We start from the raw sequence: 13,119 nt of genomic DNA, 5'->3' as shown, positions 1-13,119 counted from the left end.
CGTTCAGTTTAACGGAGTTATTTTAAAGGTGGTTGCAAACACCTGTGATGTTTGCGGTGCCAAAGTTATCAAACCTATTCCATTATTGAACGCATCCGGCACGGCACTTAAATTTTCTATTGCAATGCTGTTTCTGTGCGGCGGGGTGTAAATCTGCAAATAAGGATAACTTTTATCCGGATGAATTTCTACCTGCAATTTTTGAACAGGATCTCTCAACACACATAATGGCTGACATTCTGCAAAATTTGAAGTAAAACAGTTGTCAAAAAAAGTATCCCCTATTTGTTTAAGTGAGCCGAATTCCTGGTAAGGCTCCGTTTCGCCGTTGGGCACCAGGGTATCGTCAAAAATTATTTTTTCTTTGCTCTGAAATTCCAGCTGCAGTTCGTCTACCTTTTTTCCCAGTTTAAAATATGGATGCCACCCATCCTGCATCGGGATGATACCTTTATCCGTATTTGTTATTTTCGTGGCAATTTCCAGTGTGTTTTCCTTTGACAAGGTATAGGTGATGTTACAAACATAACTAAATGGAAACCCAGCATTTTCTCCCTTATAATCATATTGTAAAACTACCTGCGCCCTTTCATCATTGCCTTCCTGGTCTATTATTTCAAACGCAACATCATACAACAATCCGTGTATGGCGTTATCGCCCAGCATGTATTTATTAAAAGTGTATTGATGGCCGCCAAAACTATATTTGGCATTTTTTATCCTGCATGCAAAAGGAGAAAGTTTGCAACTCTTCATTCCTTTTGATTCTACATTGGCGGCAAAATCCTCAGCACTATCATACTGATCAATTACGTTAATAAAATGATGATTGTGCCAGATTGAAAAGGCATGTAAAATGGCGCCACAACGGGGGATAATTTCAGCGGATGTATTGCTGCTGTTGTCTTTCAAAATAATCTTATCAAACCCATTTTCAGTTTTGCTTTCAACGGTAAACGACATGCTGCTTTATTTTTTGTATATTATGTATAGAATAGATTTATTAAAATGAATGAGTCGGTCTTCGGCCGTAAGCTTTTATAAGCTTGTTACAGAATCAAAAAAATTTCAATCTGAAAACAAAGTATTTACAATTAACCCGTGGTTAACGGATGTGGCCTTTTAGCAACTTAATTTTACCCTGTAAAAATAATTATGGTTCAGAAAAACGACAAAGCCCCGCATATTTTAAATACATCCGCGAATTTACTGGGAATTTGCTTTTTAGTACTCACTTCTTTAAAAGTTTTAAAGTTAAATCAAACCACTTTAATTGACGAATGCACTTCCTTCGCTACCATTCTTTTTATGAGCAGCAGCATACTGTCTTTTCTTTCCATCCGAAGTAATACAACAAGGTCTGACCGTTACGAAAGCATTGCCGATATTATTTTTCTATCAGGCTTAATTTGTCTTTTTGTCACCATCATGATGGTAACTTTTAATTTTATAAAATAAGTACACCACTACCTGCCGAACATTTTATCCAGTTCATTTTTTTTAAATGAAGTATAAGTTGGTTTGCCATTGGGTGTAATGTTGGGTGCCGTACAGGCAAACAAATCTTCCACCAGTATTTTCATTTCCTTTTGAGTAAGTGAGGTGCCGCCTTTAACCGCCTGCTGCCATGCAAGCGAACGGAATAATTTTTCTCTTTTGCTGTATTTTAAATCGGCGCTGAAGTGTTTAAACTGTTCCAGCATTTTTTCTATCGCTGTTTTTTCGTTGCCCTGGTCAACATCGGCTGGCGTTCCCTGTATTACAAAAGTGTTATTACCAAAGGGTTCCAGGTGGTAGCCGAGTAAATGCAGCTCCGGTAACAGTTCTGTTACAATCACCACGTCCATAGCTGTTAATTCCATCGTGATGGGAAAAAGATTTTGCTGAATAGCGATGGGCTTTCCTTCTACTGCTTTTATAAAACGCTCGTACAAAATTCTTTCATGCGCATTTTGCTGATGTATAACCATAAAGCCGGCATCATTTTGTACAACTATGTATGTATTGTGCAACTGCGTTAAATACTCCAGCGACATGGCCGGTTGCGATATAAAAGATTGCAGACTTACAAAACCAGGATCCCTGTTGATGATGGGTTCTACAATTTCACTTTCAATAGACGCATTCAAAATACCCGACTCTCCTTTTGCAGGTTCATACAAATCTTTCCAATGCTTTAACTCACTTTTATTTTCAATAAAGTGTGCCTGATTTTTTTGTGTGAATGTATTGTACAAGGAAGAAGAGGCTGCAGAAGATTTCCTTTCGTCTGTAAATGGTTTGGTTACCGCATCCAGGTGCTGGATAGAAGAATCCAGTTCAAAATCCAGGGTAGGTGTAATGCTGAACTGCGCCAGTGCATGTTTGACCGCACTCTTTACAAAAGCATATACAATTTTTTCATCCTCAAATTTTATTTCCTGTTTGGTAGGATGTACGTTGATATCAATTTGCGCCGGATCCAGATCTATGAATAAAGTATACATCGGGAAACTGTCTTTTGCAATCATCTCATCAAAGGCACCCATCACCGCATGGTTGAGGTATGCGCTTTTAATAAAGCGGCTGTTTACAAAAAAGTACTGATCGCCCCTGGTTTTTTTAGCAGTCTCGGGCTTGCCGACAAAACCATAAATATTCATGTAATCACTTTGTTCCTGAACACTGACCAGCTTGGCATTGTAGCTGTTGCCGAGTATCTGCACAATGCGTTGTTTCAGCGTACCACTTTCCAGGTGAAATACCTGCTGCCCGTTACTGGTAAGCGAAAAAAAGATGGCAGGAAAAGCCATGGATACACGGATAAATTCATCCACAATATGGCGCAGTTCTGATGGATTGCTTTTTAAAAAATTTCTCCGGGCAGGCACATTGAAAAACAAGTTTTTCATGGCAATGCTGGTGCCCTGCTGCATAGCAACGGGCTCTTGTTTTTTTACCACGCTGTTATCAATTTCGATACAGGTGCCGGTAATATCTTCCGCTTTCTTCGACTTCAGTTCCACCTGCGAAACGGCAGCAATACTTGCCAGCGCCTCTCCCCTGAAACCCATTGTTTTAATATGAAACAGGTCGTCTATATTTTTTATTTTGGAAGTGGCATGTCTTTCAAAACTCATCCGGGCATCAGTCTCGCTCATGCCTTTGCCGTTATCAATTACCTGTATCAAGGCCTTTCCTGCATCATTTACGATGAGCTTAATTTCAGTGGCGCCTGCATCGACTGCATTTTCCAGCAGTTCTTTTACAGCGCTGGCCGGTCGCTGAATTACTTCACCTGCCGCAATTTGATTGGCAATATTATCGGGCAATAACTGAATAATGTCGGGCAAAATTTCTCCTTGTTTTTTGTAAAATTACGTAGATAATAAATGGGTTACTCCCAAATATCTGCCAGGATCACCGCTGCGTTGCAACCATCATGCAACTCAAATTGATAAGACTGCGGGTTTAGTGCAACGGGTTCGTATTGCGCATGGATATATTCGTAGATTTCTACTTTTTTAAACTGCGGATCAACAATCAGGTAATACTTTACTTTCTGAGACTGATAAAGTTCCATCTTTTCTCCACGATCTTTGGCCGCAGTGGCAGGCGATAAAATTTCAACCACCAACGCCGGAGGAAAATCGAGGTATTTTTTTTCTATCGTATTACAAACAATCAGCAAATCGGGTTGTACAATTGTATTTTCTTTAATCTTCCAATCCAGTGGTGGGTATAGCTTACATTCTTTACAATCATTAAGTGCATTTTCCAGCCGCATACCTAAAAGAAAAGAAGTTCTCTGATGTGCCGGAACCGGCGCAGGACTCATCGCATAGGGCATCCCTTCAATTAATTCCCAACGGCCTTCCCACTGGCAATAATCTTCATAAGTATAATGAGGGCGGTATCTTTCTGCAATTGACATGACATAAAGTTAAAATTTTTTTCCGAACCCATCTCTATTGAAATGTGCTTAAATTGTGTTGTATATCTTTTATTTATGAAAAAATTCTATTGGCTTTTTTTCCTTTTACAGGGAATTTTTTTTGTGGCAAAAGCACAAACTTTTAAAGACAAACGTGTTGCTGCAAAGGCATGGGCCGACAGTGTTTATAACAGCCTGAATCCCGATCAACGCATTGCTCAATTAATGGTATTGCGTTTATCTGCCTACGATTTTAAAACCAAAACTCCTATTTATTACGACAGTGCCGTAGCGGAGGCCGTTAAAAAATACAATGTCGGTGGAATCTGCCCGTTCCAGGGAAATCCAGTGCAACTCGCCACTATCATCAATCATTTACAAAGTCTAGCCACAACACCATTAATGTCCTGCATCGATGCGGAATGGGGCATCGGCATGCGCCTGTTTGACAGTGTGGCCCCCCTGCACCACCAGATGATGCTGGGCGCCATGCAGGATGCATCCATCGTTTATAAGTACGGGCAAATAGTTGCCGAACAATGTAATCGCTTAGGCATTAATGTTAACTATGCCCCGGTGGTAGATATCAATAACAATCCCAATAACCCTGTGATCAACGACCGTAGTTTTGGAGAAGATAAATACAAAGTTGCGCTGTTCGGCACAAAATATATGCAGGGCTTACAGGATGCGGGCGTAATGGCCTGCGCCAAGCATTTTCCGGGTCATGGAGATGTGTCAGTGGACTCTCATTTCGACTTACCGGTGATAAATAAAACGATGGCCCAATTAGATTCGCTGGAGTTATATCCTTTTCGGGAAGTTTTTAAAGCGGGCATTGGTAGTGTGATGATTGCGCATTTATACATTCCTGCAATTGACAGCACCCCCAACAGGGCGAGTTCCATCTCTTTAAAAAATGTAACGGGGCTGATGCGCAACGAAATCGGTTACCAGGGATTAACTTTTACAGACGCGTTGGAAATGCAGGGCGTGCAAAAATATTTCCCTGGCGGAGAAGCGTCTGTGCAGTCGCTGATAGCCGGCAATGATATGCTGTGTTTGCCAGGCAACGTTGATTCAACCATACAAAAAATAAAAGAAGCCATCAGCAATAAGCAGTTGAGCTGGGATGATATTGAATTGCATTGCAAAAGAGTTTTGCTGGCAAAATACCAGTATGGGCTGCAGCATTTTGAACCGGTAAACACTGTGAATATTACAGCAGATTTAAATAAAGAGGTGCCTGCGATGAAAAAACTGGTTGCAGAAAACGCACTCACCTTGTTAAATAAAACGGGCAACGATTTTTTTCGGTTAAAGGCTGATGCTAAAAATGGCGGTGCAGACATCGCCTATGTCGGTATCGGCATTAATACTGACAATGCGTTTGCCAAAAGAATGCGTAGCGACTACAATGCTGCTGTGTTTTATTTTGATTACAAGGCCGATCCTATAAGGATTTTATCGATGGTGGAGTTGATAAAAAAAAGGTACAAAAAGGTAGTGATTGGTATTCACAATTACAGCCGCAGACCTGCCAATAATTTTGGCTTACCTGCTTCTGCCATTGAACTGGCAACGCAGTTACAAAATGAAACCAATTGCATGAGTATTGTTTTCGGTAATCCATATGCCATTAAAAATTTCTGCGCAGCAAAAAATATAGTTGCCTGTTATGAAGATGATGAATACACCGAAAATGCAGCCGCTGATTTTTTGCAGGGTAAGATAGATGCCAAAGGAAAATTACCTGTTACCGTGTGCGAAGCGTACCCGTTTGGAAGTGGCGTTATGACGGCTGTAAAGATATTGCCTGCTGTTAGTCCGGCCATAGTTGGTCTTGACAGCTCGCAGTTAACCAGCATTGATTCAATCGCCAACAATGCCATCAGCAAAGGCGCCACACCCGGTTGTGTAGTACTGGTTGTTAAAGATGGAAAAGTCGCTTACCAAAAAGCATTCGGTCATTATAATTATGATGATCCAACACCCGTAACAACCGAGTCCGTTTATGACATGGCCTCAGTTACAAAAATCTGCGCTACCACAATTTCCATCATGCGCCTGTATGAGCAGGGGAAAATTGACTTGAAAAAAGAACTGGGCGATTACCTGCCCATGGTAAGAGGAAGCAATAAAGAACATCTTTTAATTGAAAATATTTTATTACACCAGGCCGGCCTGGTGGCGTATATACCTTTTTACAGGCAGGCAATTGATACGGTTACCGGTATCCCTGATCCAGCTTATTTTGCTCATCAGCAAAGTGATTCTTTCAGCGTACGGGTTGCCGACAATTTGTTTATGCGCAATGCATACAGGGACACGATGTACAACAAAATTTTAAGAAGCCCGCTTGGCCCAACGGGCAACTATATTTACAGCGACAATGATTTTATTTTTTTAGGCAAAGTAGTGGAAGCACTAAGCGGCTTACCCTTAAACGAGTATGTAAAAAAAGAATTTTACCAGCCACTTGGTTTAAGCGCTGCCGGCTTTATACCAAGAGACCGCCTGCCGTTGAACCGAATCGCCCCTACTGAAAATGAAAAAGTTTTTCGCATGGAACTGATTCGCGGCGATGTGCATGATCCCGGTGCTGCTATGTTTGGTGGCGTTGCAGGTCATGCAGGTTTGTTCAGCTCAGCATACGACATCGCCGTTATTATGCAAATGCTGATGAATGGCGGTGAAATAAACGGCACCCGTTATTTCAAAAAATCAACAGTGGATTTGTTTACGGCTTATCACAGTAAAATCAGCCGTCGTGGACTTGGGTTTGATAAACCAGAAAAAGACAACGCTACCCGCCCGGAACCTTATCCATGCTTAAGTGCATCGCCTCTCACCTTCGGCCACACCGGTTTTACGGGAACCTGTACCTGGGCCGATCCTGCAAAGAAGCTGGTGTTTGTATTTTTAAGTAACCGCGTTACACCGGTGGGAGATAATCCTTTGCTGGGAAAAATGAATGTGCGACCCACTATTCATGAGGCGATTTATAAAGCAATGACACATTGATTTTCTGGGTAGCCCAAAGAGGCCACCCGCAATCATTAATCTGTAATTTCATCAGAACTTTGCGGCAGGTGATCGTATTCGCCTTTTAACGCGTACCATCCAAAAATAAACAAGCCAATGGCGATTGGTGTAAAAATTCCAATGATGATAAGCCAGGGAACCGGCTTGTTAATATCTTTTGTACCAGTGGCACTAATGTTATGAATGGCACCTGTCACCAAAAAATATATCACTAAGGGTGCAATCAGCATCCAAACAATTCCCATCATTTTTTTTAATTGATTCATATAAAAATTTTAATCTTTCCTTTTTTTAATTGAGAGTTTATACCCAATAACACCTTGTAAAAAGATACTTTTCCATGCAAGCATTTTAATCATTTACATTTTTATCTGCCATATTGCTCAAATACAACGCACCAATTACAAGACACAATGCAGCCACACCGATGGGGTACCAAAGCCCTACCAATGGATCGCTTGTAAAAGTGGTTGACAACAATGTGGCAATAAAAGGCACCAATCCGCCAAAAACACCATTTCCTATATGATAAGGCAAACTCATAGATGTGTACCGGATTTTTGTGGGGAACAATTCAACCAGGAAAGCCGCAACAGGTCCATACACCATCGTTACAAAAATGATCATTATCCAGACTAAAAAAATGAACTTCCATTTAAGAGAAGCTGGCAAAATTTTATCAGCATATACAGGCTTGGTATCGGATTTAAGGGAAGAAGAAAAACCGTCAATGCCCTTAAAAATCGAGTCGGATGAAATACGGGTAAACTTTGTATCGCCGTTAAACACTAACACTTTTTTTGTTTGAACAATTACTACTGCGGCTGCAGACTTATTAATTGTATCTCTTTTTATGAAAGGATTTTTTGACGGTTGCTCTACGATTTTTTCTTGTTGTGCCATCCAAACTTTGGCATCAGCATCTTTCAGCATCGTTCCAAATATCGGCCTGTAAAAAATTACGCCCAGCAGCATCCCCGTCAGCATAATCCATTTCCTTCCAAACCGGTCACTCAGCCACCCGAAAAAAACAAAGAACGGCGTAGCAAGTGCAATGCCCCAAAGCAAAATTTCCCTGTTTTGCATAAACTCAATTTTCACTGTGTTTTCTAAAAATGATTGCGCATAAAACTGCCCCGTGTACCAAATAACTCCCTGTCCCATTACAGCGCCAAATAATGCCAGCAATACCATTTTAAAATTTCCCTTATGGCCGAAACTTTCTTTCAGCGGATTGATGGAAGTTTTCTTTTCTGCTTTCAGTTTTGCAAAAACAGGTGATTCATTCATGCGCATGCGGATGTAGATAGACACCCCCACCAGCAAAATGGATAGCCAGAAAGGATACCGCCACCCGCCCCACTCTGCACTAAAAGATGCATCAGTCATATTACCCTTTACGGCCATAATTACGCCAAGCGCAACAAACAAACCGAGCGTTGCCGTGGTTTGGATCCAGGCAGTAAAGTAGCCGCGCCTGCCTTCAGGAGCATGTTCCGCTACATAAGTAGCGGCTCCGCCATATTCTCCTCCCAGTGCCAGGCCCTGTATTAATCTGAGCAACAATACCAACAGCGGGGCTGCAATGCCAATACTTTTGTAACCGGGTACCAACCCTATTAAAAAAGTTGAGCCTCCCATTAATACAAGGGTTAATAAAAATGTATATTTTCTTCCGATCAAATCACCCAATCTTCCAAACACCAGCGCACCGAAAGGACGTACTAAAAATCCGGCAGCAAAAATTGCGAGCGTGCTGAGTAAGGCTGCTGTATCATTTCCTTCCGGAAAAAATTGTGCTGAAATGGTTTTTGCCAGCATGCCGAAAATATAGAAATCATACCATTCAATTAAAGTGCCCAATGAAGAAGAAAAGATTACCTTGTTGATTCCTTTAGTAGTAGTAACAGCCATGAAGAAGTATTAGAATTTTAGTCAATCGTTTGCCCTGTATAATTCACGTAAATATATTAATTTGGTGGCGAGTATTTGGAATAAATAATTAAACAATCATTGCATGTCATATCCTTATCAGATTAAAAGTTTAGCGCAATATCACGACGATTACAAAAAAAGTGCTGAAGATCCCGAAGCATTTTGGGGCGACGTCGCTTCCAATTTTTACTGGCGTAAAAAGTGGGACAAAGTATTAGACTGGAATTTCACCGAACCAAAAATTGAATGGTTTAAAGGTGGTAAACTCAACATCACAGAAAATTGCATTGACCGTCACCTGGCAACGATGGCTGATAAACCTGCCATTATCTGGGAACCCAATAATCCTGAAGAAAGAGTACGCGTGGTAACCTATGCCCGCCTGCATAAAAGAGTTTGCCAGGTGGCACAAATGCTGGTTAACAATGGGGTAAAAAAGGGTGACCGGGTTTGTATTTATATGGGCATGGTGCCCGAACTGGCCTATGCTATACTGGGCTGCGCCAGAATTGGCGCTATCCACAGTGTGATCTTTGGCGGTTTCAGCGCACAAAGCATTGCAGACAGGTTGTATGATGCACAGGCGGAATTTATCATTACCTGCGATGGTGCATTCCGTGGCGGAAAAGACATTCCTTTAAAAAGTGTGATTGATGATGCGTTGATTGGCAACAGAACGGTTAAAAGAGTGATTGTATATACCCGTACAAGAACTCCGGTATCCATGATAAAGGGAAGAGATGTTTGGTGGGAAGATGAAATGGATTATGCAGAAACGCAGGTTGAAAAAGATGGCAAAGTATTTTTTCCCGCAGAAGAAATGGATGCTGAAGATCCGCTGTTTATTCTGTACACTTCAGGCAGCACCGGCAAACCAAAAGGCGTGGTACATACCATTGGTGGTTACATGGTTTGGACGGCTTATACTTTTGTAAACGTGTTTCAGTACCAGCCAGGCGATGTGCATTTTTGTACAGCAGATATCGGCTGGATTACCGGCCACAGTTATATAGTATACGGCCCGCTGGCTGCAGGCGCAACTTCAATGATGTTTGAAGGCATCCCCTCCTGGCCAGATGCAGGACGCTTCTGGGAAATCGTACAGAAACATAAAGTGAACTGTATTTATACGGCACCTACTGCTATCAGGAGCCTGATGAGTTATGGCACTGCACCGGTAGAGGGTAAAGATTTATCATCATTAAAAGTACTGGGCACCGTGGGGGAACCCATCAACGAAGAAGCATGGCATTGGTACGATGAAAACATCGGCAAAAAAGCATGTCCTATTGTGGACACCTGGTGGCAGACCGAAACGGGCGGTACTTTAATTAGTAACCTGGCAGGTGTAACGCCTGGCATACCAAGTTGGGCAAGTTTGCCAATGCCTGGTGTACAACCTTTGCTGGTTGACGAGAGGGGTCATGAAATTACTGAAAAGGATGAGCACGGACACCTGAAAGGCAACCTTTGCATTAAGGCTCCCTGGCCGGGGATACTACGCACTACCTGGGGTGATCACGAACGCTGCCGTACCAATTATTTTGCAACCTATCCCGGCTTGTATTTTACAGGCGACGGGGCGTTGAAAGATGAAGGTGGTAACTACCGCATTACCGGCAGGGTAGATGATGTGTTAAACATCAGCGGTCACCGCATTGGTACCGCCGAAGTAGAGAATGCGATCAACATGCACTCCGGCGTGGTGGAAAGCGCTGTGGTAGGTTATCCGCATGATATCAAAGGGCAGGGCATTTATGCTTTTGTAATTTACAATGGTCATCATGGTGATGAAAACCTGCGCCGCCAGGATATTAGTTTGACTGTTTCAAAAATTATTGGCCCTATTGCCAAACCGGATAAAATTCAGTTTGTGACCGGACTGCCTAAAACAAGAAGTGGCAAAATCATGCGTCGCATTTTAAGAAAAATTGCTGAAGGAGAAATTGCTAACTTAGGCGATACCACCACGTTGCTGGATCCTGGTGTGGTAGATGAAATTAAGGATGGTAAATTGTAACATTCTATAGACTATTAATTGATTAAGCCATATAGAAAACCCCGGCAAGACCTTAGCAGTGCCGGGGTTTATATTTTTAGAAGTGTCTTCCTATAGTTTTAAAAACATCGCCGGAACAAAGGGAGTTATGCGTAAATTTATTTTTCTGTGTGCCGGAAACAATGCGTCACTAAAAAGCATCATCAGGCCTGAACAATATATTAAAAACTATAACCAGCTCCAATGCTGATACCGCCTTTTATGCTTGGTTCCATTCTCCAGAAATTATCCGATGCAGGATCCAGTAACAGCATCGGACCAATTATTATTTTCCCAAAAAAACCGGCAGTGCTCTGTTGATACCGGTATCCGACACCCGTCATAATATTCATTTTTTTATCTGATAGATTATTGCCGGCAAACAATTGATTGTACTTTTCTACATAAGGCTGTACAGTGAGACTCATTTCAAAATGATGGGCTTCCTTCCCCGTAAAAAACTGCACGCCAAGTGGCAGGGCCAGGTAATCATTATAAATGGATAGACCAATGCGGTAGCTTTTGGTAAATACCTTTCCATAGCTGAAAACATGGTCGTAATTGATAGATGGCTCCGGCACTTCAGAAATATAGCCTCCATAAATACTATTCATTTTTTTTTGTTGCTGACTGAACCCATTTTTGTTGCAACATGTAAAAAATAATAACAGGCAAAGACTGCCAATAATGCTTCTGTTTGGTAAACTTCTCTTTATAAAATGCAGCATGAAATGAATATTGTGCAAAAAAACATCGGCGGGATGATTTAGTGCTAGTATGGTTTAGTAAATAATTGTTTATGAAAAGGTTGTTACAAAACACCCCTAATACTTTTCAATCATATCCAAAGTCTGTTCCTCTACATCTTCTGCCTTTACAGTAAAAGCTACTTTTCGGGTGCTGAAAAAAAGCAGCAACCATGCACTTGCAACACAAAAGGCCATGACACCTGCCAGCGGCATTACATTGTGTGGTGTAAACATTCCCACGGCGGCAGATGCCAATGCACCCATACCCATTTGTATGGCGCCCATTAATGCCGATGCACTGCCCGCATGTTTTGAAAAGGGCGCCATCGATAAGGCGGAAGCGTTGGGGAAATTGAATCCCTGGCAGCTGAGGTATACAAAAATTAATACAATGGTACTGTACACATTCAACCAATTAAAAGTCGCTGCTACAAAAAGCAATATCCCGGCAATGGTTTGTATACCAAGCGTAATTTTTACAATAGACTGACTAGTGTATTTTTTTAACAGGCGGTTATTAAGCTGGCTGCAGGTAATTAATCCGGTAGCAATTAAAGCAAAAATACCACCGTATTGCTGTTCAGTTGTGCCAAAAAATTTCATAAATACATAAGGTGAACCGGCCAGGTAAGCAAATAAGCCGGCAGAAGAAATAGCACCCGTAACTGCGTATATAAAAAATTGCGGCTGCCATAGTACAATGCGAAAGCTTGAAAGAATTACCTGTGGCTTAAGCGAATAAGTCGGATCTGGCTGTTTACTTTCCGGCAGGCCCATCGCAATGGCCGCAACAAGCAGCACAGCCAAAATAGTTAAGATGATAAAAATAGCATGCCAGCCAAAATGGGTGATGATATAACTTCCGGCTGTAGGTGCAATAATGGGTGATACGCCCAAAATTAAAATCATGTAAGAAAATATTTTTGCGCTTTCTTCCACCGGGAACAAATCCCTGATAATGGCCCTGGGTGCTACCATGCTGACACAGCCACCAATTGCCTGCAAAAAACGCAATGCAATCAATACTTCTACCGATGTGGTAAATACACAGCCGATTGTAGCCAGGATATACAAAATCATCCCGGTATATAAAGGCATTTTTCTCCCGTACCGGTCAAGCAACGGTCCGCACAGCACCTGGCCGATACAGACTCCAATAAAAAAACTGGACAACGAATAGGCTACATTTTCGATGGAAGTGTGCAGGTCCTTTGCAATGGCCGGGAAACCCGGCAGGTACATGTCAATTGAAAAAGGTGCAATGGCTGACAGGAAGCCAAGTATCAAGATAATAGTAGTTCTGTTTTTTAAATGCATGTTGCAGATGGAGTATTGATCAGCAAAAATATTTTTAGTTTAGCAGAATGCTGGTTTTATTTTTTGTACATGCTTAGTTGGCTACGTTTAACATCGCTATTAGGTTCATTCAGATTATTATG

10 protein-coding genes are annotated in these 13,119 nt (G+C 41.7%); 3 read left to right on the top strand and 7 right to left on the bottom strand.

What is annotated here, in order from left to right; genetic code table 11:
* Positions 1 to 3 precede the first annotated feature (3 nt).
* On the bottom strand, positions 4 to 963 hold the full coding sequence (locus tag QWZ08_RS21910; RefSeq protein ID WP_290339716.1) for an aldose 1-epimerase: 960 nt from the start codon (positions 961 to 963) through the stop codon (positions 4 to 6).
* A 192-nt stretch (positions 964 to 1,155) separates the two neighbouring features.
* Between QWZ08_RS21910 and QWZ08_RS21905 the strand changes: the two genes are divergently transcribed.
* Entirely contained in the window at positions 1,156 to 1,458 is a 303-nt protein-coding gene (locus tag QWZ08_RS21905) for a hypothetical protein (RefSeq protein ID WP_290339715.1), read from the top strand.
* A gap of 8 nt (positions 1,459 to 1,466) precedes the next feature.
* Here QWZ08_RS21905 and mutL read toward each other — a convergent pair whose 3' ends face one another.
* The gene (mutL, locus tag QWZ08_RS21900; RefSeq protein WP_290339714.1) at positions 1,467 to 3,332 is read right to left on the bottom strand and encodes a DNA mismatch repair endonuclease MutL; all 1,866 of its coding nucleotides are present in this window, start codon (positions 3,330 to 3,332) and stop codon (positions 1,467 to 1,469) included.
* Between the two features lie 44 nt (positions 3,333 to 3,376).
* The gene (locus tag QWZ08_RS21895; RefSeq protein ID WP_290339713.1) at positions 3,377 to 3,913 is read right to left on the bottom strand and encodes a Uma2 family endonuclease; all 537 of its coding nucleotides are present in this window, start codon (positions 3,911 to 3,913) and stop codon (positions 3,377 to 3,379) included.
* A gap of 75 nt (positions 3,914 to 3,988) precedes the next feature.
* Between QWZ08_RS21895 and QWZ08_RS21890 the strand changes: the two genes are divergently transcribed.
* Entirely contained in the window at positions 3,989 to 6,937 is a 2,949-nt protein-coding gene (locus tag QWZ08_RS21890) for a serine hydrolase domain-containing protein (RefSeq protein WP_290339712.1), read from the top strand.
* Between the two features lie 35 nt (positions 6,938 to 6,972).
* Here the strand turns inward: QWZ08_RS21890 and QWZ08_RS21885 are convergent, their stop codons facing one another.
* Together QWZ08_RS21885 and QWZ08_RS21880 are read right to left on the bottom strand one after the other, a co-directional pair.
* On the bottom strand, positions 6,973 to 7,224 hold the full coding sequence (locus QWZ08_RS21885) for a DUF6814 family protein (RefSeq protein WP_290339711.1): 252 nt from the start codon (positions 7,222 to 7,224) through the stop codon (positions 6,973 to 6,975).
* A gap of 85 nt (positions 7,225 to 7,309) precedes the next feature.
* Entirely contained in the window at positions 7,310 to 8,872 is a 1,563-nt protein-coding gene (locus QWZ08_RS21880; protein ID WP_290339710.1) for an MFS transporter, read from the bottom strand.
* A 103-nt stretch (positions 8,873 to 8,975) separates the two neighbouring features.
* Here QWZ08_RS21880 and acs point away from each other — a divergent pair, with 103 nt between their 5' ends.
* The gene (gene acs, locus QWZ08_RS21875; RefSeq protein WP_290339709.1) at positions 8,976 to 10,913 is read left to right on the top strand and encodes an acetate--CoA ligase; all 1,938 of its coding nucleotides are present in this window, start codon (positions 8,976 to 8,978) and stop codon (positions 10,911 to 10,913) included.
* A 200-nt stretch (positions 10,914 to 11,113) separates the two neighbouring features.
* On the opposite strand, the gene QWZ08_RS21870 is transcribed toward acs, so the two are convergent.
* The gene (locus tag QWZ08_RS21870) at positions 11,114 to 11,545 is read right to left on the bottom strand and encodes a hypothetical protein (RefSeq protein WP_290339708.1); all 432 of its coding nucleotides are present in this window, start codon (positions 11,543 to 11,545) and stop codon (positions 11,114 to 11,116) included.
* A 210-nt stretch (positions 11,546 to 11,755) separates the two neighbouring features.
* The gene (locus QWZ08_RS21865; RefSeq protein WP_290339707.1) at positions 11,756 to 12,997 is read right to left on the bottom strand and encodes a multidrug effflux MFS transporter; all 1,242 of its coding nucleotides are present in this window, start codon (positions 12,995 to 12,997) and stop codon (positions 11,756 to 11,758) included.
* Positions 12,998 to 13,119: the final 122 nt, after the last annotated feature.

Source organism: Ferruginibacter paludis, assembly GCF_030409685.1.
Classification (GTDB): domain Bacteria; phylum Bacteroidota; class Bacteroidia; order Chitinophagales; family Chitinophagaceae; genus Ferruginibacter; species Ferruginibacter paludis.
The sequence above is the reverse complement of the archived record's forward strand: the minus strand, read 5'-3'. Positions and strand labels throughout refer to the sequence as shown.

Excerpts from the sequence above, each read along its gene's own strand:
- QWZ08_RS21910 (WP_290339716.1), bottom strand. The coding sequence starts at position 963 with ATGTCGTTTACCGTTGAAAGCAAAACTGAAAATGGGTTTGATAAGATT.
- QWZ08_RS21905 (WP_290339715.1), top strand. The coding sequence starts at position 1,156 with ATGGTTCAGAAAAACGACAAAGCCCCGCATATTTTAAATACATCCGCG.
- QWZ08_RS21895 (WP_290339713.1), bottom strand. The coding sequence starts at position 3,913 with ATGTCAATTGCAGAAAGATACCGCCCTCATTATACTTATGAAGATTAT.
- QWZ08_RS21890 (WP_290339712.1), top strand. The coding sequence starts at position 3,989 with ATGAAAAAATTCTATTGGCTTTTTTTCCTTTTACAGGGAATTTTTTTT.
- QWZ08_RS21885 (WP_290339711.1), bottom strand. The coding sequence starts at position 7,224 with ATGAATCAATTAAAAAAAATGATGGGAATTGTTTGGATGCTGATTGCA.
- QWZ08_RS21880 (WP_290339710.1), bottom strand. The coding sequence starts at position 8,872 with ATGGCTGTTACTACTACTAAAGGAATCAACAAGGTAATCTTTTCTTCT.
- acs (WP_290339709.1), top strand. The coding sequence starts at position 8,976 with ATGTCATATCCTTATCAGATTAAAAGTTTAGCGCAATATCACGACGAT.
- QWZ08_RS21870 (WP_290339708.1), bottom strand. The coding sequence starts at position 11,545 with ATGAATAGTATTTATGGAGGCTATATTTCTGAAGTGCCGGAGCCATCT.
- QWZ08_RS21865 (WP_290339707.1), bottom strand. The coding sequence starts at position 12,997 with ATGCATTTAAAAAACAGAACTACTATTATCTTGATACTTGGCTTCCTG.